A 19,822-nucleotide genomic window follows, 5' to 3' on the forward strand; every position below is an offset into this window, starting at 1 on the left:
TGATTCAGTTTCGAAGTGCTTGTTTTGCCCATGCCATCCTCACCCCGTCCCTGGGTCATCGCCGAAACAAACTGGAAGCAGGTGAAAGCCACCAAGTATGAGGTGGCGGTGCTGCCGATGGGGGCGACGGAGGCCCACAACTGGCACCTGCCGTATGGCACGGACAGTTATCAAAATGATGCCATGTGCGCGGAGGCGGGACGCATCGCCTGGGAGCAGGGCGCGAAGGTGGGCATCCTGCCGAACATCCCCTTCGGCGTGCAGACGGGGCAGCTCGACATCCCGTTTTGCATCAACATGAATCCCAGCACGCAGTTGATGGTGATCAACGATGTGATTGCCTCACTGGTGGGCGTGGGCATTCCGAAGCTGGTGGTGTTTAATGGCCATGGCGGTAATGACTTCAAGCAGATGCTCCGCGAGTTGCAGGCGAAGTGGCCGCAGATCTTCCTGAGCACCGTCTTCTGGCCAAACGTGCACGATGGCTCCGGCATCATCGACATCCTCGGGGATCATGCGGACGAGCGGGAGACCGCGCTTATGATGCATCTGCATTCCGATCTGGTGCTGCCCAAGTCGGAGTGGGGGAGTGGCGAAGCGAATCCCTGGAAACTGAAAGCCATGCGTGAGAAGTGGGCCTGGGCCCAACGCGCCTGGACCCAGGCCACCCATGATACTGGCAGCGGTGATCCCCAGCATGCCACGGCGGAGAAGGGGAAGGCGTACTTCGAAGCGATCACCACCAAGCTGGCCACCTACTTTGTGGAACTCGCTGCGGCGGATCCGAAGGCACTTTACGAGCGGGGTTGATTCACCCAACCGACTCAACACCCTCTTGCCCATGACGGATTCACTCCAGTGTCGCCCTTGTCGCAAAACCTATTCGGCCGCGGAGGTGCAGGGGCGACGCTCTTGCCCTGTGTGCAAGGGGCCATTGATCAGCCAGAAACAGATCGAGAACTATCGAGCCATCACCCAGGCAACACTTGCTCGTCTGAAGAACCAGTCCGCCCTCGCGCTGGCTGGCGGAGCGATTCTGGCGATGATCGTGCAGGCGGCGATCCAATGGCACGATCGCAGTTCCGACTCCAGTTCCGATCTCAGCATTCTGACCTGGATGGTCTTTGCTGGAAGCCTTCAGTCTCGTGGCGACCGCCCTTTGGTGGAAGACGGGCACGCGTTCCACGATGCTCATGGCATCCTTGATTTTTCAACTCACGGCCATGGTCTATGGCCTTTCCGTCTTCGTCGCCTCCAGTCCCTTGCGGGAGCGGGTGCAGTCTCCATCGGCCACTTGGGCAATATCGCTGGTGGCCTATTCGCCGCTGGCGCTCTCCCTGATGGCCTGGCACCTGTACCGCAATTACGTGCAGGTGTTGAAAGCCTGAGCGGTCTGCGCAGGACAAAGCACCGGTCCACAAAAAAAGCCGCCACATGGAGTGGCGGCTTTTTCGAAAAGAATGGGATTAAGGGGAAGAAACTTACTCAGCCTTCAGTACGCCCTGCATGATCATCGCGTGGCCGGGGTAAGTGCAAAGATAGGGATACTCGCCCGCTTCCGCAGGAAGGGTGAATTCAATGGTCTCCGATTCGCCCGGGTTCACCAGTTTGGTGTGAGCGATGACATCGGGGGACTCTGGGATGAAGCCGGCAGCCATCCATTTGGCCATGTCGCTCATCATGCCATTGGAGGCATCGATGAGACGCTGCTTGGAGCCGATCTTGCCGAGGATGAAGTTGTGCGGCAAGGGGGCCGTGGGATGCTTGTTTTCAAAGGTCAGCTTCACTTTCTGCCCAGCTTTGGCGGAGATGGACAGGGTTTCCCAGCTGATAGGATTGATCGAGCCCGGACGGAGCGTCACCGTCAGGGCGTCACCAGAAGCAGCCGGAGCGGAGGCTGAAGCTGCAGGTGAGGGTGCGGGTGCAGCGGCAGGGGCCGGTGCTGCAGCCGGAGCAGGAGCCGCCGCAGCGGGCGCTACTGCTTCCTCGGGCTTCTTTTTGCCCTCGGTGCCTTTGAAGATGCCGCCAAGGAAAAGACCGGCTCCGGCCAGCAAGGCGCAGAAGGCAAAACCGGCGCCGATAAAAACGTTGGCGCAGCCCCAGAAGCCGCTGCTTTCGTGATGGTGTGAGTCGTGTGGAGTAGCCATGAGAAGATGAGGGCGCGCAAAAAAGCACACCCCACCGGGAGGTCAATCGGGAATGGCCGCAGTAGCTCCTGCGTTCCGTTTTTAGGTCGAGATGCGAGGACCGGCCAAGAGCCTCTCGGTCTCTCAAACCTTCCCTGCAAGAGCCTCGGCCTCGGAGTGCCAGAGGAGCACCTGCTCTTGGTGGGACGGCAGGTGCTTGCGGAACCAGTCCGCCTGCTCTCGCGCGGTTGCCGACAGCAGCGCCACCTCACCTGCGAACCGGGTTGCGGAAGCGGCGAGAATCTCACGGGCTTTTGCCGTGTCCAGATTTGAGGCAAGCACCTTTACCCTCAGGGCAGAGGTAGCGGCATCGTCAGGGAGATCCTCCCAGGCATCAAATTCGCGCTGGGCTTCAGCGGCCATGCCCAGTTCCAGAAATCCTTCGACCACGGAGCGCTCTGCCAGAGCTTCGTCCAAGGGTACAGGCTTGTCCTTCATCACCGTGCCCTGGAGCCGCTGGGTGATTGCCTTGGGCAGAGGTTTGCCATCCTTGCCGTCGGGTTCCTGCACCATCATGTAGACCCATCCATCCCCTTCCTTGTCCAGCCGGTGCTTGTTGATGGCCAGGACGACGAGCAGGCACAGCATGGCCACGGTACTCTCCAGGATGAAAGGCGTGGCGACAATCCCGAGCAGCGATCGCAGTGTCAGCACTGCCACTTCGCGGGCGGCTTCGCTGAAGACCAGCACAGCTGCCAGACAACCCACGGCCAGACCCACCATCACTCCATAAGAGTGGCCCGCCCAAGGGGTGGACGGGGACAACGTGGTTTCGGAAGGAGTAGAGGACTCTGCGGACATGACAAAGACAGCTTACTCCACAAGCTGTGCTTTGGGTACCTGAGAAATTCTACGACGGCTGGAAGGCGCCGGAGCCTCGTCGGTCACAGGCAATGCCTTCGGAGGCGTGGTGGTGGTGGCGGAGTGCGCCCCGGCCTCCGATTCGACGCCCAGCTTCGCGTCATAGACTGAGAACTCAGGTTCCACCGGCTGACCCGGGAGGGCGGCAGGCTCGGCGTCGGGCGTGGGGATGGGATTGGTGACAATGGCTCCGGCAGCCGGGGTCTGTTCCGGTTGCTGCTGGCCGCGGAAGGCATTCCCAAGAAGTACCCCGCCCACCAAAAGGACGCAGAAGGCGCTCACCGTGGCGGTAATGAGGGGGGACTTGCTGGAGGCTACCGTGGTCCGGTCTTGCGCCGGGTGCTCGGACTGGGTCACCGACTTCAGGGGGCCGTAGCTTTCCACCAGATACCGGTAGTTCCGCGCCCCTCCCAGAGGTGGGGTCTTCAGCTGCTCCAACACATCACTAGCCTCTACACCAAGGAGTTCCGCATAGGCGCGAAGGTGTCCCTTGGCATAGGTGACACTGCCTAGTGCATTAAAATTGTCTTCTTCCAGTTCTCGCAACCGGTGAACCGGGATGCGGGTCTGATGAGACACATCGGGTAGGGACAAACCTCGATGTTCACGCGCCTGCTGCAGGCGTTGGCCGAGGGTGGGAGGCATGGTGGGTTGAGGGGGGTTGGGGTAAACGATACCTCCCGGATAGAGGTGCCGCAAGCTAGTATCGGATGCGGTCCCCCTTAAGGAGGTTAGTGGGATACGATTAAGTTCTCGGATGGGATTCGAAACGCCCTGCCAGGGTATCTTAAATCATGAAATAGATGTTCGGAAGAACAAATATTACAATTCCACCAAAATTTCCCGCGGTTTGGCCCCATCGGCCGGGCCGATGATCCCTCGCTGTTCCAGAATGTCCATCATGCGCGCCGCGCGGGTGTATCCCAGGCGCAGGCGTCGCTGAATATGGCTGGTGCTGGCCTTCTTTTCCGTGCGCAGCACTTCGAGCACCTTTTCAAGGATCGCCTCGTCTTCAGGCGTGATGACTTCGCTTTCGCCGTCATCACCCATCTCATCCGCGTCGGCCAGCACGGCTTCAAAGCAGGGCGTGCCCTGATTGCAGGCGTGGTCCACGAGGTTCTGCAACTCGTCATCCGTGACCATGGTGCCCTGGGCACGCATGAGCTGGCTGGTCCCGGGTGGGAGGTAGAGCATGTCCCCTTTGCCCACGAGCTTGTCTGCACCCTTGCGGTCGAGAATCACGCGGCTGTCGAGGGCGCTGTTCACCTGGAAGGCGATGCGGCAGGGCACGTTCGCTTTGATGATGCCGGTCACGACCTCGGCGCGCGGGGTTTGCGTCGCCAGAATGAGGTGGATGCCGGCGGCACGGGCCTTCTGGGCGATGCGGGCAATAGCAGACTCGATATCCGCAGGGGCCGTCTGCATGAGGTCCGCCAGCTCGTCCACAATCACCACGATGTAGGGGAGGGAATCGGGAATCTCCAGCTCCGGTTCCTTGTGGGGAGGCGGCTCGCTGTTGCCGTCCCAGAGCGAGCCCTTGGACACATAGTAGCCGTCCTCTTCATCCAGCGCGTCCAGGCCATCCTTGTCCTCGATGGAATCCGGATGCGGGTCGCGCAGGCTCTTCTTGGGCGAGGGTGTCGGGCGTGGGGCGGAGGGAGCACTGGCTTGCAGCGCCTCTTCCATGGTAGTGCCACCGCCGACACGGGAGGTCACCTTGCCAAAGCTCTTGCCGGGGCCGCGGCCGTTGAAGCCGTCGAAGTTGCGCACGCCGACCTTGGCGAAGATCTGGTAGCGCTTCTCCATTTCATTCACTACCCAGCGCAGGGCCAGGATGGACTGCTTCGGATCCGTCACCACCGGCAGGGCGAGGTGGGGCAGGTCTTTGTACCCCTGCATTTCCACCACCTTCGGGTCGATCATGATGAAGCGCAGCTCGTCCGGTGCGAACCGACAGAGCAGGCTGGTGATGATGCTGTTGATGCAGACGGACTTACCGGAGCCCGTGGTGCCGGCCACCAGCAGGTGTGGCATGGTGGCGAGGTCGGCGATGACCGCCTTGCCATACACATCCTTGCCCAGTGCGAGGGGGAGCTTGGCCTTGCCGTTCTGGAAGGTGTCGTCCTCCAGCAGCTCGCGGATGGGCACCACGATCTTGTCCTTGTTCGGCAGCTCGATGCCCACCGTGTCGCGGCCCGGAATGGGGGCGAGAATATTGATGCGCTCCGCCTTCGTGGCACGGGCGATGTCCGGCTCCAGGTTGGCGATGCGATTCACGCGCAGGCCCTTGCTGGGGTAGACCTCATACCGAGTGATGGCGGGACCCTTCGTGATGTCGCCGGCAGTGACCTGGATGTCGAAGGTGGCCAGCGTCTCGATGATGATGTCCTGCATGTCCCGCAGGGGAGCCTCATCCGTGGGCATGCGGCTGGCGGCATCCGGATAGTGCAGCAAGTCCATGGGGGGCACGGTGTAGTTCTTGTACCGGGCCGTGAGACTGGTGGGCTTCGCGAAGGCGATGCGCTCCTCTTTCTGCTCCTGGCGCTTCTTCCACACCTCAGCCAGTTGCGGCTTGGGCTTGGGAGGCTTGGGCGCGGAGGCGTCGATGATCTTGGGCAGGTGCTGCACGGTGGGCAGCTCGAGCTGGGTGCTCGCCGTGATCTCCTCGGAGGCATCTGAGGACGCAGCCTTCTTCTTTTTGGGAGACTTGGCCGTATCCGGCGGCGGCACGGTGAAGGGAAGCGTGGCACGCTCCTCGGCCAGGCGGCGGCGCTCAGCGCGGCGCACCCACCAGTTGACCACGGACTGGACCATCATGTCCTTGCTCTGGATGATGACCTGGATGGGATGCATCCCGGTCGCGAAGATCATGCCCACCAGGTAAGTGGTGCCCAGCAGCAGCAGCGAGCCCACCTCGCCGAAGATGTCCAGCATCAGCATGCCCCCCACCACATAGCCCAAGCCACCGCCTGCGCCGTAGGGGGTCACATTCTTGTCATCCCACTGCCAGAATGCCTGTAGATAGAAGATGGCGGAGGCGCTGATGACCATCAGGGCGAAGCCAATCCACGCGCGCAGGGTGATGGACGCCGGAGAGGCAAACTTGCACACGCCGAACCAGGTGAGGCACACGGGGATCACGTAGTTCGCCGCGCCGAACATCCAGAAGGTATAGCCTGCCAGCACGGCCCCGAGCTGGCCGATGAGGTTATGCGTGGTGACGGGCGGTGTGTCCGCAATGGCGAGGTGGGTCCACGCCGGGAGATCCGCCGGCTCATGGGAAATCAACGCCAGCAGGTAGAAGAGCGCGCTCCCCAGGAAAGCCAGCCCCAAGGCGGCATGCATGACACGATTGTCCACCACCGGCTCCGTGGTCCGGGCATGCTGCTTGCGCGTAAGCGCGGCTGAGCGAGAGGACATTGGCGTCTTTCGGCTGCTCTTTTCCGGGGTTGGTGGAATAGTTGAGACTGGCAAACGTTCGACTTTAGCTGATTTCTATGAAAAACTCAACAAACTGTCGAGCCACCACTGCTTCGGGGGAGGTAATAGCGTTGGATGTGAGGATCTGGCGGCGCGGGTTTCACTTGCTTCACATTGCTTTCGCTTGACCCGCGTTGCGATTTTCGCCACGGTTTGATCCTCACTGAAAATCCAACCCAACTGCCCATGAAAAAGCCATTCATGCTCACGATGGCCGCCGCTTCGCTCGGCGGGCTCCTGTTCTCCCCGACTTCTGCCTCCGCAGAAGACAAGGTGGACTTCGCCAAGCAAATCCTTCCCATTTTCGAGACCAAATGCATGAAGTGCCACGAAACCGAGCACACTGATGCGACTGGCAAGCTCAAGAAGCCCAAGAGCGGCTTCGTGATGGACACCGCCGAAGGCCTGAAGAAGGGCGGCAAGGAGCACAAGGAAAAGACCCTCGTGGCTGGCAAGGCGGCGGACAGCGCCCTCTACACCATGACCACCCTGGCCATCACTGATGAAATGGTGATGCCCCCGGACGGCAAGGCTGACCCGCTCACCGACGCTGAAAAGGAACTTCTGAAGAAGTGGATCGACCAGGGCGCCGACTTCGGCACTTGGACGAAGCTGGAGAAGAAATAGGCTCCCTAAAGTGGAGCCTCGGATTTGAATTTTGGACATGGAGGAAGGCCTTGTCTTCCTCCATGTTTACAATTGTTATTAGCGCGTCCTGCGCCACTGGCTTGGGCTCAGAATGAGCCGGAGCGGTTCTGTCTGCTCCCAATGGAGGGGCCACCTGCTCCGAGGCCTTCTGATGGGCCACCTCGTTTGTATTTTCCCAAGCCCAGCTCTTCCCCCACAGAGCGGCTTCTTGCTCTCGTGGCGACTTCCGGAATTTCGGGCCCTGGCAGATGCTCAGATGTGCCCGGCGGGGGTGGAGGCGCAAGGCCCGAGGTCGTAGCTGTTCCCGCTCCCATCGTCGACGTCACCAACCCACCGGGTTTGAGCGTTGGAGTAGAAAGGTCCAGCAAGTCTGGAAGTTGCTCAGGCGTGCTTGGCGAAGGCGAAGGCGAAAGGGGCGGCGTATCCGGCATCGGTGGGAGATACGCGGGTTTGGGTGGTGGAGGCGCAAAGCCCGATTCCGATCCTCCCGGTGAGCTTCCCACGCTCGATAGCGAAGGGCTCGTGCTTAGCCTCTCCGCTTCCGTGGTGGAGAACACGACGCCATCCCCGCGGAGTGTCAGCGTGGAGGAGGTGCGTCCCTCCCTGCTGAAGTCACGCACATTAGTGATGCCCTCCATGGCAAGCTGCTCTCGCAGCACGGGGAGGTGGGCCATATTCACGCCATCGGCATTTCCGGGCATGAGCGTCACTTGCAGATTCCTCGGGTTGATCTCCGGGGCCACGCCCTGCATGACCTTCAACGCGTGCGGGATGTCCGCCTTTTTGAAGACATGCATGACAGCGCAGACCTTGGTCACAGGGTCGTACAAACTCACTCCGGTGCAGCTCGCGAGTGCCATGGTTCCCACCGCTTCATTCGCGCGCAGTCTCGCTGCAGCCACGCCGTCCATGGGTGCCATGGGGCGCACTACGGTAAATGAGGTCTCGGAGGCTTCCTGTAGCTTGATCGGGGATTCCCGGTCCTTGAGGATTGCCTCTTTCCGGTGTTGTTCCTTCTGCGCCTCGTAGGTCTCGACATCATCGAGTTCTGCGGAGGCCTCCTCCTTGATGTCTTGTTCGTGTCTCGCCACGGCCCTGCTCAGGCGACCCTTCATTTTGGCGCTCCAATCTTCCGTGGTGGTCGGCCAGGTCTCTTCCCCGGATTCAACAGCGGACTGCCACGCCTTCAGTTCAGTCGTTACCAGGGCCTCCAATTGCATTCTCATCCCCGGGTTCGAATCCAGAAGCCCCAACTGCGCGTTGATGAGCTTTCGCATCTCGTCCACGGCCACTCTGTTCGCATCGTAGTCGAGCTCCAGTGCCGACGAGATTTGCTCGGAAGTCAGTGCCATGGGGCACGCTAGGAATGCGCGATCCGCTTGTAAATCCAAATCACCCTGACACATGACAGGATGTGAAAAAAAGCTTATATTTAGCTCTTCATTTGCTTGGGTACCGCCTCATCGAGGCACGTGACGGCGCATGCATACCTTCACGGTGGCGTAAGGCTGGGCCTGGGTTGGGAGTATGCGGAGCGGAAATCAGGGTGCAAAAAGACCTTGCGGATTGTTCCTTCTCCGCTACTCTCTGCGCCCCTATCTCCAACCCTCTGAAGGTTACACCATGTCCCAGCATCGCAGTCTCAAGTCCAAAGGCGGTTCCGTCGGAACCAAGCGCAGCGTCCTCAAGCGTGGTGAACGCGTGAAGCTTATGAAGGCTCGCGGTCAGTGGAAGGAAGGTCGCAGCCCCTACAACCTGCCCAAGACCAAGCCGGAGGCCTGATGGTACCGGGCCTTGCCGCCCAACCCCATCACCACTTCTGATTTCAGCAGCCGCGGTGTTTCCCATCGCGGCTTTTTCTTCACCATCATCCTGACCTGCCCACTTCCATGCGACTGAACAAATTCCTCAGCAGTTGCGGCTTGGGCTCACGGCGCGGGGTGGAGGCCATCATCCTTGAAGGCCGCGTCCGCATCAACGGTACGGTCTGCACCGAGCTCGGTACCAAGGTGGAAGCCACCGATGACGTGGTGGTGGACACCCGGAAGGTGCGGCCGAACAAGCCAGTCGTCATCGCCCTGCACAAGCCCAAGGGCTATGTGTGCACCCGCGATGATGAGCACGCCCGCCACACCATCTACGACCTGCTTCCCGCGAAGCTGCGCACACTGGCTCACGTGGGCCGCCTGGACATGGACAGTGAGGGGCTCCTCCTCCTGACGAACCAGGGCGATCTGTCCCACCAACTCGCGCATCCTACCCATGGCCTCGAAAAGGAATACGAGGTGCAGTTGGAGAAGCCCTTCGACCCGGCCCTGCTGGAGAAGTTGACCCACGGTCTGCACATTGAAGAGGGATTCGCCAAGGCGGAACGCGCGTGGATCATCGGCCACTACAAGCTGGGCCTCGTGCTGAAGCAGGGCCTGAAGCGCCAGATCCGCCACATGCTCTACCGAGTGGGCTATGAAGTGAAGCGCCTCGTGCGCGTACGCATCGGCAATCTTCCTCTCACTGGTATTCCGGAAGGCGGCTTTCGCGAACTGAAGTCAGATGAGGTAGATCGCCTGCTGGTGCATCCCAAGGCCAAGGAGCGTCCCACGCTCAGCAAGTCTCGCACGGCTTCGGCTCGTAAGGCGATGACCGAACGCGTGGAGAAGGAAAAAGAATTCGAGCGCAAGACCAAGGCTGCCGAAGCCGCCGGCAAGCCTCTTCCCTCACGCAACCCTCGCAAACGTCCTGCTCGCAAGACGTCGCGTCGCGGTGGGGCGAGAGGTGGGTATTGAGCCAAACTCAGGCGGGTAAGAAAACCCGCCGGACGCTGTCCGGTCTGGAGACCCGACTTCCTTCCTGAGGCAACCTTCTGTGCCTCTTGCGTCTTTTTGCGGCGAACTCTTCCTCTTTGAGTGGTGCATTCACTGGCGCGTTACTTTTCAGAAAGCCGCTCCACTGCTCCGGCGTTCATGCACTCCATCATGAACCGCCGTCGCTTTCTCCAGCAGTCCGCTGCCGCCACTGCCTCCGCATCTGTTCTTGGATTTCCTGCAATCACCCGCAGTGCCTCGCCGAACTCCATGCTGCAGGTGGCCTGCATCGGTGTGGCTCGCATGGGCGGCAACACGATGCGCAGTGTGGCCACGCATCCGAAGGTGAAGATTGTTTCCATCTGCGACGTCGATGCGAACCACCTCAAGGAGGCCGCCACAGGCAAGGGCTCGGCACGCGCTGGTGGAGTCGGCTTTCCTGATGCCTCGCAGCACACGGACTGGCGGCAGATGCTGCGGGATCACAGCGACAAGTTTGATGCGGTCACCGTGGGTACTCCGGACCACATGCATGCACCGATGGCGGTGCAGGCCATGCGCTTGAAGAAGCATGTGTACCTGCAGAAGCCGATGGCGCCGACCATTCACGAATGCCGCGTCATCCAGCAGGAAGCGGTGAAGGCGGGTGTGGTCACCCAGCTTGGCAATCAGGGCCGCAGCAGCATCGAGGCACGCATGACGGTGGACCTGTTGCGCAATGGCGCCATCGGCAAGATCAAGGAAGCGTGGTTCTGGGAAGGCAAACCCCTGAGTTGGTGGCCGAAGAATGAAGAACTTCGTACCAAGGGAGACAACGTTCCCGCAGAACTCGATTGGGACGCCTGGATTGGCGTGCGTGATCCGCGGCCGTATCTTGTGGATACCTACCATCCCCAGACCTGGCGTGCATGGCGTGACTTTGGCGTGGGTGAACTCGGCGACATGGGGGTGCATTTCTTTGATGGTGTTTTCGATGCGCTGAAACTCCACGCGCCCAAGCGTGTGAAGCAGACCAACACAGGCGCCCTCGGCACCGGCCTCTGGGCGAAGAGCCGCACGGTGGAGTTTGAGTTTCCTGGCAACGAGCTCATCGCGGGAGACACCTTCAAACTCACGTGGTGCGATGGCGAAGACGCACGCCCTGCTCGTGAGGTTCCGATGCCCGCCGCGCTCAAGAACTTCCCGAAGAGCGGGCATCTTTGGGTGGGTGAGAAAGGCCAGATCTTCAAACCTTACGGTCAGCGTCCGTGGGTGTTGCCGGAAGATTCCTTCCCAGCAGAGAAGTATCCCCGCGACTATGGCAAGCAGGATCACTACCACGATTGGGTGGATGCCATCCTGAATGGCAAGAAGAGCTGTGCCGACTTCTCGCATGGCGGACCTCTCACCGAAACGGTCTTGATGGGCACGCTCGCGGAGAATTATCCGAACCAGTGGGTGGAATGGGAGCGCGAAGCCATGCGCGTGACGAATATCCCCGAGGCCAACAAGCTGCTGAAGCGCGAGTATCGCGACGGCTGGAAGGTGGAAGGTTTGGGCTGAGGCAGAGGCGCCTTCGGGTGAAACGCAAGCAACGAAGCTGAGCAGAAAGCTTCGATCGATACTCGCGCGTATTCCCTCGCGCGAGTAGCGTTGCTCATGGCACGTCCTTGGCTTCTTTGGCGTGCCTCATTGATTCAAACTTGGATGACACATTCTGGTTTGAACGGTGATTTACTTTCCGCTTGCCAAACCGCTCAATTTCCAGCGATAGTCAAAATCACTGTACTTTCATGGCTGACCGCGACCGCATACGAGTACTGATCGTTGAGAATGAAGGTCTCGTTGGGTGCGATCTCGCAGCCACTCTCGAGAGGCTGGGCTACATGGTCGCTGGTCTCTGCCGCACGGGTGAAGAGGCGCTGAACATGGTGGGCGATCTTCGTCCCGACGTGGTGCTCATGGATGTGCATCTCGGTGGAAAAATAGACGGCATCGAAACAGCCAAGGTTCTGAAGAAGCGCTTTCCTGTAGCCGTGGTTTATCTCACCGCGTGTGTGGATGCAGAGACTGTGGCGCGCGCGAGGGAGACACATCCTTCCGGTTATCTGCTGAAGCCTTACAGCGAGACCGAACTGAGTGCCTCACTTGAGATGGCCGCTGTTCGCAATCGTGAAGAGCAACGCCGCCGGCGCTACGAAGAAAGCTTTTTCCATGCGTTCCAAAGTCTTGAGGACGGCGTCATCGGTGCGGATGTTGCGGGACGCATTCTCTTCGTAAATCCTGCCGCGGAACGTGTGTTGGGATGGAGTGTCGCGGAAGCTTCCGGCCGCACGCTGACCGAGGTGTATGCCATTCACAACATCGAGGGCGAGATGATGCTTGTCCTGCCTGCGGATGACAAGGAGGACGCCATGCCGCGCCAGCTCCTGCTCACCACGAAGACGCGCGAGCGTGTGCTCATCGAAGACCGTGTAACGTCGGTGCATGATGAGCTGGGCAGCGTGGTGGGGATCGTGGTTCTTTTTCGTCCGTTGTCTCCCGTGGAGAAACCGGCGGTTGCCGCACCGCTTCCTCCACCTCCTCAAGCAATCAGTTCGAGCACCGCTCCGCTGGTGGACATCGTGGAGAGCATCTCGGATCCGCTCGTGGCGCTCGATGGCCAGTGGCGCTTCACGTATGTGAATGCGAGCGCGACCAAACTTTTCCGCCGCGACAAGCGTGCGCTCCTGGGCCAGTCCCTCTGGGATGTGCTGCCGCCGAGCGTGCGCCTGAGCCACTACGAAGCGCTCGCCCGAGCACTGCTGCATCGCGAGCCAGTAACGCGTGAGATCTATCTGGAAGAATTTTCGGCATGGCATGAGGCACGCACCTATCCCTTCGCGAATGGATTGCTCCTTCTCATCAAGGATATCACCACGCGGAAGCTGGAAGTGGAGCGGAACAACCGGCTTGATCGCCTGGAGTCCCTCGGTCTGCTCGCGCGCGGATTTGCGCACGACTTCAACAACCTGCTCACCGTGCTGCTGGGCAATCTCGCACTCGCCGAGATGCGCTACACGAATGAGGCTGACAGGCCGCCGGAGATTACCACGGCCAAACAGGCCACCCTGCAGGCACAGGACCTCGTGCAGCAGCTCCTGACCTTTGCGCGCGGCGGTGCGCCCATCAAACGGCAGATCTCGCTCTCGGAGTTGGTGAAGACTTTCTTTGAGCATCACGCGCGCGTGCCGCATGTGCACTACTATGTGGAGGTGCAGGAGGATCTGCCTGAAGTGGCCGTGGATCCGAATCAGATCCGCCGCTTGCTGGGTAACCTGATTCGCAATGCGGAACAGGCCACCGTGCGTGGAGGCGATATTTATGTTCGTTGCGAAGTGGCGACCGAGGAGGAGATGTTCCCGCATGAGACACTTTCCGAATCACCGGGCGAATTCGCCGGTGTGACGCTGGAAGTGCGCGACGGTGGCGAGGGCATTGCCTCGGATCATCTCTCACGCATTTTCGAGCCCTACTTCTCCACGCGCAAATCGGAGAGTGCGACCGGCCTGGGCCTCACTGTGTGTGAGTCCATCGCGAAGTCGCACGGCGGCACCATTTCGGTGAATTCCCACAAGGGACAGGGCACGCGGGTACGCTTCTTTATTCCCGTAGATGGAGATGCAGAAGAGGCGGATGCGCTGGCGCTGGGCGCCACCTTCACCTCGCCGTCCACGAACTCCCGCATCCTGGTGCTGGAGGATGATCACCTCGTGCGCGCCCTCATCGTGCGCGGCCTGCAGACGCAGAACTACGAGGTGGTGGAGACGGTGGATGGCAACGACACCGTGCGCCTCTACCAGCAGGCCATGCAGGATGGGCGCCCTTTTGATCTCGTGGTGCTGGACCTCAGCATCCCGAATGGGATGGGTGGCCTGCGCACCATGGAAAAACTTCGTGCCCTGGAGCCGAACATTCTCGCGATCGTAAGCAGCGGCTACTCCGATGACCCGGTGATGGCCCAGCCTGTCGCCTACGGATTTACCGCCGCGCTGCCCAAGCCTTATGAGCCGGTGGAATTGATCCGCCTGGTGAAGAGCGTGTTGGTCTCGCGGATGCGGCCGGAGGTGTAAGCTTGGGAGTTGGCTTGGGCCTCACCCTTCCTCATAAGCGAATCCCAGGTCTTCAAAGTCCTCCTGCTCCCAGAAGTGGGAAGTCCCTTTGGCATGTAGCAATCCCTCGATGAGGGCGGTGAAGGAGCGCGCGACTACTCTGGAATCCGCAGTGGCGTAGACTTGGTGAAAACCATCATAGCACCTGCCCAGTCTCTCTGGATGGAGATCGATGACGATGGCTTCCGTCGGATTGTTTCCCTTCGCGATGAGATACCACCAAGCCGAGATGTCCTGATCGATTTCCTCCTGATGCTTGAGGTAGTGTGAACCGAGTAGAATGGGATTCGCCGGCATCAACTCCGAGGGAGGCACAATTGTGAAACCAGAGTTGCGACTAGAGAACAAGACCGCACTTCCACAGCGATCATAAAATTCACTCAAATCAGGTGGAAGTGATGCTCCAGCGGAGATGGATGGTCTGCCGGCAGGCGGATACAGAACGCAGTGGGGGCTTCTGCTGATTTCGTGAATGAGCTGTGATACTTCCATGCTCATAAGCGGGTTATGAAAAGGAATGCGAAGTCGCCAAAGTTACTTGGAGTTCTCCTTCACATGCTTCTTCACCGCCTCTACCATGGCCGCGCTGGCTTGGGGTGAGTTCGCGTGTCCGCTGGGGATGTCATCGTAGATCGCTTTCGTGGAGAGCGGCAGGGCGTTGTAGGCGGCGTACACGCCCGTGGGAGGGCAGGTGGTATCAATGAAGCCCACGGTGAGATAGGCGCCCTTCGCTTTAGTCTTGGCAGCGAAGTTCACGTTGTCGAAGTAGCGTGATGCTTCGAGCACCTTGGGGTCGGGTTTGCCGTCGGGAAGATTGGGCACAACTTTCGGCCATCCATTCACACGGTTCACCACGATGCCGGTGTGGTCGCAACCGGCAGGCACGCCGGCGGCGAGGAAGGTGACACGAGGATCGATTGCCGAGATGGCGAATCCCTGGAAGCCACCCTGGCTGCTGCCATACACCACGACCGTCTTGCCATCCCACTCGGGCTGTGAGCAGAGGAAGTCGAGGGCGCGCACTTCGCGCAGGAACATGCCGAGGAAGTACCAAGTATCGCGGGAGTCGCGTCCCACATTGCGATAGTCCTTCAAGTCCGCTTGTGCGAGGCTGCTGTAGAATTCCGGTGGTTTGCCATTGGGAATGCCATGGGCATTCATGTTAAAGGCCAGCATGCCGTTCTCCGCCCAAGATGCCGCGGACGGGAGGTTGGACGAGCTCACTCCAGCGCCGTGCACCATCAGAATGATGGGTAGGCTCTTCGGCTTGGCGTTCACCGGGCGCGCGAAGTAGCCGGATACGGGTGCGCCGAGGGCATCCACCTTCACATCGAAGGTCTCAGCTTTCTTTGTGGGAGAAGGCACTGGAGTCAGGGTGGACTTCGCTGGCACGGCGGCGAGCTTCTTTTTCTGCGCATCCCAGAAGGCATCGAAGTCATCCGGCACCGGCAGGCTGGGTTTGATGAGCAGCGGATCCACCGCAGCCCCACCGAGGGAGTTGTGCACCTTTCCATCCTGATTCCAGCTCACGCGACAGAGGAGGAAGCCGGGCTCATTCAAGGAGGTGGTAGCGGTCGCCTTGCCATCCACCAGCTTGCCTTTGGCAGTCGTGACGGGAGGCACGCCATCTTTCGAAATGCTCCAGGAGATTTCGGCATCGCGCGGCGCAGGAGAGTCCTTGGCGAGCGTGATGGTGAAGGTCACCTGCTCGCCGGTCTTGTAGGTGGCGTTCTCCTTCTCCGCATGCACGACGAAGGGATTCAGCGGCTTGGCGGGAGTGGGCGCTGGAGCTGGAACTGGAGCTGCCGCCGGCTTCGTCGGCGCGGGCTTGGGCGCGGCAGGAGTCGTGGAGGTGGCGGGAGCGGCGGCGGAGACAACGGTGGTCAGCGCCAGCGTGGCAGCGAAAAGGGAAATGCGAGGAGACATGATGCCGGAGAAATGAATGGAAATGGGAGTCGAAAGGAACGCACGCATGGCGCAGCTTTTTCTTTGCGCCAAAGAAAATGACGCCGGGCTTTGGCGATGGGGCAGGTGCGATTACCTTGATGCATGACGAGTGACCAGCCCCTGCGCGTGGAATTGAAGACTCTGCATCTCACGGAGCCCTTCCGGATTGCGCATGGGACTTCCACCGAGCGACAGGTATTGCGACTGCACTGGGGCGATGCGGTGGGTGAGGCGCCGTTTGTTCCCTACTACGGGGAGAATCCCGAAGACACACTGCGCTGGGTTCAAGGTCTCGCGTGGCAGGGGAGTCCTGTGCCGGAGGCAGGTCCGCGCGCGGGAAGACTCGCCCTGGATGTGCTGTGGCATGATGCCGTGGGGAAGCAGCGTGGTCTGCCACTCTGGAAGCTGTGGGAACTCGATGCGACGAAGCTGCCGCCCGCGTGCCGCTCCTTCAGCATTCCCACGGATCTGGATGCTTTCGCGGAAAAGGTGCGCGAGACGCATCGCCAGTTCCGCGTGCTGAAGCTGAAGCTTGGCAGCGGGAATGCGGAGTTCGATGAAGCCATCACGGCCAAGGCGCGTGAAGCGGCCCCGCAGGCGACCATCTTTGCGGATGCGAATGGTGGCTGGAGTGTGGAAACGGCCGCAGCGCTTATACCGAAGCTGGCGCGGTATGATTTGGCCTTCGTCGAGCAGCCGCTGCATCACTCTGGTGGGGTGGCTGCGTGGCGTGAACTGCGCAAGGCGATGCCGCACTCTCCGCTCCCGCTCTATGCGGATGAGAGCGCGCAGAATGTCGATGATGCGCGGGCTTTGTCTGGCTTGGTCGATGGCGTGAATGTGAAACTCCTGAAGAGCGGCAGCCTCAAAGAGGCGCGGGAGATGATTCACACAGCGCGTGTGCTGAAGATGCGCGTGCTGTTGGGATGTATGATCGAGAGCAGCATCGGTGTCACTGCGGCTGCCCATCTCGCGCCCCTGGCGGATTTGGTGGATCTCGATGGCCACCTTTATGTGGCGGATGACGACTACAGTGGTGTGAAGTTTGGCGACGCAGGAGAAGTTTTGCTGCCCGAAGGTGCGGGACTTGGAGTGGCACCCAGCTAGAAGAATGCTCCCCAAGCGATTTCGGCGTAATTACGGCCAGGGTTCTAGCTAAAACGCTCTACACTCTGCTGGTGTGTTTGCCGTTGGCGGAGGGAGTGACCTGCTGCTCCAACAGCAACTTCTCCAACCTCTCCACCGTGGCTTGCAGGTTCTCCATTTTCTCTTCCATGGAAGAAAGTTTGTGAATCTCCGCCTTGGAGGTGGGACCGGTGAACATGCTTCCGACGTACCCCGCAAGTGTGCCAAAGAGGCCGACTCCCAAGGTCATGAGGACCACGGCGGTGATGCGCCCCTCGGTGGTCACGGGATAGTAGTCGCCGTAGCCCACCGTGGTGACGGTGCAGAAGGCCCACCAAATGGCGTCGGAAGGTTCGTTGATGCGAGAGGCGGAATCGCGCTCAAACTCCATCACGATGATGGCGGAGAACACCGTGGCCACGAAGGTGGTGGTGGCCACCACGGCAAAGGTGTTCTGCGCACGCTTGCGGTAGAGCAGGCCCACGATGTTGCGGGAGGAGCGGAAGGCGCGCAGGATGCGAATGACGCGGACGAGGCGGTAGATTCTCCCGGCGCGGAAGGCGTCCACCATGGGAATGCAGGACAGCAGATCGATCCAGCCCCACTTCATGTAGCCCAGCTTCGAGCGGGCGCGGACGAACCGCCGTACGAAGTCGATGAAGAAGATGCCGCACACAATCCAGTCTGAATAGGCCAGGATGACCTTCGTGTCTTCGGAGAGCTTGAAGAGGTACTCCGCGATGAGGGCAATCAGCACATACACTGAGAGCCAGAAGGTGACGACGTCCAGAAAGGTCAGCGGTTCCTGATTGGTATCGTGGTCAGCGGGGGCATTGGCAGGTTTGGACATGGAGCGGCGGACTTGGCCGCCGCCCCTTTACTGATGATGTCGACGAACTCAAGCAGAAGGCCGTTTCATCAACGGATCGTGCAAATCGCGAGGCGGGTCGGGGAAAACCGCCGCGCGAAATACGAGCCTCCCGCTTGGGGCTTGAGGCTCGAAGCTTGAGGATGGGACAGATTATTTTTTGTCGCCTTCGAGCTCGATTCTGGGGAAGAGAATCTTCGGCTCGTTCAGCTGGTGACCGGCGGGTAGCAGGCCCCACTTCAGGTCATTCACCGTAAAGCCATCCGGCATCTGCCAGTTAAGCTGGCGACGAATTTCCGCGCACGCATCAGGCATGATGGGACTAAGCAGCACGCTGACATGGGCCACCGCTTCGGCGAGGTGGGCCAGAATACTGTCGAGACGCGCCGCCTGTTCCGGATCCTTGGCGAGTTTGAATGGGGCAGTGTCTTCCACGAACTTGTTGCCGTGGTCGACAATCTTCCACGCCTCGGCAATGCCTTCGTGGATGGCCCATGCGTTCATCTTCTCGGAATACCGGGCAGGAGCCTCCGCTACCGTTTGTCTCAGAGCCTTGTTGAGGTCATCATCGTAGGAAGACGCCGCAAGCAGGCCGCTGCGGTACTTCTGCGCCATGTTGACGGCGCGATTCAGCAGATTGCCCAGACCTTTGAGAAGCTCGCCGGTATAGACATCGATGATCATGCGGTCGACGCTCAAATCAGCGTCGTAGCCAGTGGCCATGCTCCTCATGAGGTAGAAGCGCAGGCCGTCCACGGTGACGAGATCGGCCAGTTCGGCAGGTCCCACCACGTTGCCGACGCTCTTGCTCATCTTCGCGCCCTTGATGTTCCACCAGCCGTGCACAATCAGGCGGGGAATCTGCTCATCGCTGAAGCCGAGGGCATGCAGCATGATGGGCCAGTAGATGGCATGGGCGGGCACGAGGATGTCCTTGCCGATCACGTGGGCATCGGCAGGCCAGAGCTTGGCGAAGTCGGGCATACCTTCGTTGCCTACTTCATCCGCGAGGTAGCCGGCGAAGCTGATGTAGTTCGTGAGTGCATCGAACCACACATAGTTCACAAAACGCTCATCAAAGGGCAGGGGAATGCCCCAGCTCAGGCGCTCGACAGGGCGGGAGATGCAGAGGTCCTGACCGCCTTCGAGGGCGTTCAGCACGTCATTCGCGCGGAAGGCGGGGAAGATGAAATCGGGATGGCTCTTGATGTAGCCACGCAACCACTCCACGTGCTCGCTGAGGCGGAAGTACCAGTTCTCCTCCTGAAGTTCCACTACCTCGCCCCATTCCTCGCCGAAGTTGCCATCGGGACCGCGTTCCTTGTCGGTAAGGAATTGCTCCTGGCGCACGCTGTAGAAGCCGCCGTAGCTTTGCTTGTAGAGCTGGCCGCAGTCATGCAGCTTCTGCAGCATGGCCTGCACGACCTTCTTGTGCTTCGGGTCGACCGTCTGCGCATAGTGGTCGTAGCGCACGTTCAGGCGATCCCACATGGCGATGAATTTCGCCGTGATGTCATCCACGAACTGGGCCGGGCTTACACCCTCCTTCTCCGCACTCTTCTGCACCTTCTGGCCGTGCTGGTCCGCGCCGGTCAGGAAATAGGCTTCACGGCCTGCGAGGCGCTGGAAGCGCACCATCACATCCGCCAGGATTTTTTCGTAGGCATGGCCGATATGCGGGGGCGCATTCGTGTAATCAATGGCGGTGGTGAGGTAGTACGGTTTCACGGGGGAGTCAGGGTTGCCGGAGACGGTGCTGCGGTCAACTGGCAATCG

Annotated in this window: 17 protein-coding genes; 8 read left to right on the plus strand and 9 right to left on the minus strand. The window is 60.2% G+C overall.

Translation table 11 applies throughout. The annotated features are described in order from the left end of the window. Nucleotides 1–30 precede the first annotated feature (30 nt). Complete coding sequence (locus tag G5S37_RS04070) at nt 31–810, plus strand: creatininase family protein (protein WP_165201105.1); 780 nt, start codon at nt 31–33, stop codon at nt 808–810. Nucleotides 811–934: 124 nt separating this feature from the next. Further along, nucleotides 935–1,510, plus strand: a complete 576-nt coding sequence (locus tag G5S37_RS04075) for a hypothetical protein (protein WP_165201107.1) — start codon at nt 935–937, stop codon at nt 1,508–1,510. On the opposite strand, the gene G5S37_RS04080 is transcribed toward G5S37_RS04075, so the two are convergent. The 4 genes from G5S37_RS04080 to G5S37_RS04095 all read right to left on the minus strand — a co-directional run bounded on the left by G5S37_RS04080 (nt 1,482) and on the right by G5S37_RS04095 (nt 6,467). Continuing rightward, a complete protein-coding gene (locus tag G5S37_RS04080; protein WP_165201109.1) occupies nt 1,482–2,147 on the minus strand; it encodes a plastocyanin/azurin family copper-binding protein in 666 nt (221 codons plus the stop codon). The two genes, G5S37_RS04075 and G5S37_RS04080, sit on opposite strands and share 29 nt — an antisense overlap. Nucleotides 2,148–2,270: 123 nt before the next feature. After that, entirely contained in the window at nt 2,271–2,987 is a 717-nt protein-coding gene (locus G5S37_RS04085) for a hypothetical protein (RefSeq protein WP_165201111.1), read from the minus strand. Between the two features lie 12 nt (nt 2,988–2,999). Continuing rightward, nucleotides 3,000–3,692: a helix-turn-helix transcriptional regulator gene (locus G5S37_RS04090; protein WP_165201113.1), complete on the minus strand. Its 693-nt coding sequence runs from the start codon at nt 3,690–3,692 to the stop codon at nt 3,000–3,002. 177 nt (nt 3,693–3,869) lie between these two features. Next, nucleotides 3,870–6,467, minus strand: coding sequence for a DNA translocase FtsK (locus tag G5S37_RS04095; RefSeq protein WP_165201115.1), 2,598 nt, complete (start codon nt 6,465–6,467; stop codon nt 3,870–3,872). A 246-nt stretch (nt 6,468–6,713) separates the two neighbouring features. Between G5S37_RS04095 and G5S37_RS04100 the strand changes: the two genes are divergently transcribed. Continuing rightward, the gene (locus G5S37_RS04100; protein ID WP_165201117.1) at nt 6,714–7,154 is read left to right on the plus strand and encodes a c-type cytochrome domain-containing protein; all 441 of its coding nucleotides are present in this window, start codon (nt 6,714–6,716) and stop codon (nt 7,152–7,154) included. Between the two features lie 107 nt (nt 7,155–7,261). On the opposite strand, the gene G5S37_RS04105 is transcribed toward G5S37_RS04100, so the two are convergent. Continuing rightward, on the minus strand, nt 7,262–8,527 hold the full coding sequence (locus tag G5S37_RS04105) for a hypothetical protein (RefSeq protein ID WP_165201119.1): 1,266 nt from the start codon (nt 8,525–8,527) through the stop codon (nt 7,262–7,264). Between the two features lie 271 nt (nt 8,528–8,798). Between G5S37_RS04105 and G5S37_RS04110 the strand changes: the two genes are divergently transcribed. From G5S37_RS04110 to G5S37_RS04125, 4 genes are all read left to right on the plus strand, one after another. Next, nucleotides 8,799–8,957 (plus strand): small basic protein, encoded by a 159-nt coding sequence (locus G5S37_RS04110; RefSeq protein ID WP_113956333.1) that lies wholly within the window; start codon nt 8,799–8,801, stop codon nt 8,955–8,957. Between the two features lie 107 nt (nt 8,958–9,064). Then, nucleotides 9,065–9,958, plus strand: coding sequence for a pseudouridine synthase (locus G5S37_RS04115; RefSeq protein ID WP_165201121.1), 894 nt, complete (start codon nt 9,065–9,067; stop codon nt 9,956–9,958). Nucleotides 9,959–10,147: 189 nt separating this feature from the next. Next, a complete protein-coding gene (locus G5S37_RS04120) occupies nt 10,148–11,518 on the plus strand; it encodes a Gfo/Idh/MocA family oxidoreductase (protein ID WP_165201123.1) in 1,371 nt (456 codons plus the stop codon). A 230-nt stretch (nt 11,519–11,748) separates the two neighbouring features. Beyond that, nucleotides 11,749–14,067, plus strand: coding sequence for a response regulator (locus G5S37_RS04125; RefSeq protein WP_165201125.1), 2,319 nt, complete (start codon nt 11,749–11,751; stop codon nt 14,065–14,067). A gap of 21 nt (nt 14,068–14,088) precedes the next feature. Here the strand turns inward: G5S37_RS04125 and G5S37_RS04130 are convergent, their stop codons facing one another. Together G5S37_RS04130 and G5S37_RS04135 are read right to left on the minus strand one after the other, a co-directional pair. Next, nucleotides 14,089–14,403: a hypothetical protein gene (locus G5S37_RS04130; RefSeq protein ID WP_165201127.1), complete on the minus strand. Its 315-nt coding sequence runs from the start codon at nt 14,401–14,403 to the stop codon at nt 14,089–14,091. 237 nt (nt 14,404–14,640) lie between these two features. After that, a complete protein-coding gene (locus G5S37_RS04135; RefSeq protein WP_240914797.1) occupies nt 14,641–16,080 on the minus strand; it encodes an acetylxylan esterase in 1,440 nt (479 codons plus the stop codon). A gap of 75 nt (nt 16,081–16,155) precedes the next feature. On the opposite strand from G5S37_RS04135, the gene G5S37_RS04140 reads away from it, so the two are divergent. After that, entirely contained in the window at nt 16,156–17,160 is a 1,005-nt protein-coding gene (locus tag G5S37_RS04140) for an enolase C-terminal domain-like protein (protein WP_165201131.1), read from the plus strand. A 58-nt stretch (nt 17,161–17,218) separates the two neighbouring features. Here the strand turns inward: G5S37_RS04140 and G5S37_RS04145 are convergent, their stop codons facing one another. Together G5S37_RS04145 and metG are read right to left on the minus strand one after the other, a co-directional pair. Continuing rightward, complete coding sequence (locus G5S37_RS04145) at nt 17,219–18,028, minus strand: ion transporter (protein WP_165201133.1); 810 nt, start codon at nt 18,026–18,028, stop codon at nt 17,219–17,221. Between the two features lie 171 nt (nt 18,029–18,199). Next, nucleotides 18,200–19,774 carry a methionine--tRNA ligase gene (gene metG / locus G5S37_RS04150; protein WP_165201135.1) on the minus strand — a complete coding sequence of 525 codons (1,575 nt, stop codon included), beginning with the start codon at nt 19,772–19,774 and terminating at the stop codon, nt 18,200–18,202. Nucleotides 19,775–19,822 lie beyond the last annotated feature (48 nt).

The sequence above is a fragment of the Roseimicrobium sp. ORNL1 genome (assembly GCF_011044495.1).
Lineage (GTDB): Bacteria > Verrucomicrobiota > Verrucomicrobiia > Verrucomicrobiales > Verrucomicrobiaceae > Roseimicrobium.

What these genes read in the sequence shown, in the direction of transcription:
- G5S37_RS04145 (WP_165201133.1), bottom strand. Translation starts at nt 18,028, where the DNA reads ATGTCCAAACCTGCCAATGCCCCCGCTGACCACGATACCAATCAGGAA.
- G5S37_RS04110 (WP_113956333.1), top strand. Translation starts at nt 8,799, where the DNA reads ATGTCCCAGCATCGCAGTCTCAAGTCCAAAGGCGGTTCCGTCGGAACC.
- G5S37_RS04070 (WP_165201105.1), top strand. Translation starts at nt 31, where the DNA reads ATGCCATCCTCACCCCGTCCCTGGGTCATCGCCGAAACAAACTGGAAG.
- G5S37_RS04115 (WP_165201121.1), top strand. Translation starts at nt 9,065, where the DNA reads ATGCGACTGAACAAATTCCTCAGCAGTTGCGGCTTGGGCTCACGGCGC.
- G5S37_RS04120 (WP_165201123.1), top strand. Translation starts at nt 10,148, where the DNA reads ATGAACCGCCGTCGCTTTCTCCAGCAGTCCGCTGCCGCCACTGCCTCC.
- G5S37_RS04105 (WP_165201119.1), bottom strand. Translation starts at nt 8,527, where the DNA reads ATGGCACTGACTTCCGAGCAAATCTCGTCGGCACTGGAGCTCGACTAC.
- G5S37_RS04100 (WP_165201117.1), top strand. Translation starts at nt 6,714, where the DNA reads ATGAAAAAGCCATTCATGCTCACGATGGCCGCCGCTTCGCTCGGCGGG.
- G5S37_RS04090 (WP_165201113.1), bottom strand. Translation starts at nt 3,692, where the DNA reads ATGCCTCCCACCCTCGGCCAACGCCTGCAGCAGGCGCGTGAACATCGA.
- G5S37_RS04095 (WP_165201115.1), bottom strand. Translation starts at nt 6,467, where the DNA reads ATGTCCTCTCGCTCAGCCGCGCTTACGCGCAAGCAGCATGCCCGGACC.
- G5S37_RS04125 (WP_165201125.1), top strand. Translation starts at nt 11,749, where the DNA reads ATGGCTGACCGCGACCGCATACGAGTACTGATCGTTGAGAATGAAGGT.
- G5S37_RS04080 (WP_165201109.1), bottom strand. Translation starts at nt 2,147, where the DNA reads ATGGCTACTCCACACGACTCACACCATCACGAAAGCAGCGGCTTCTGG.
- G5S37_RS04085 (WP_165201111.1), bottom strand. Translation starts at nt 2,987, where the DNA reads ATGTCCGCAGAGTCCTCTACTCCTTCCGAAACCACGTTGTCCCCGTCC.
- G5S37_RS04135 (WP_240914797.1), bottom strand. Translation starts at nt 16,080, where the DNA reads ATGCGTGCGTTCCTTTCGACTCCCATTTCCATTCATTTCTCCGGCATC.
- G5S37_RS04140 (WP_165201131.1), top strand. Translation starts at nt 16,156, where the DNA reads ATGACGAGTGACCAGCCCCTGCGCGTGGAATTGAAGACTCTGCATCTC.
- G5S37_RS04130 (WP_165201127.1), bottom strand. Translation starts at nt 14,403, where the DNA reads ATGCCGGCGAATCCCATTCTACTCGGTTCACACTACCTCAAGCATCAG.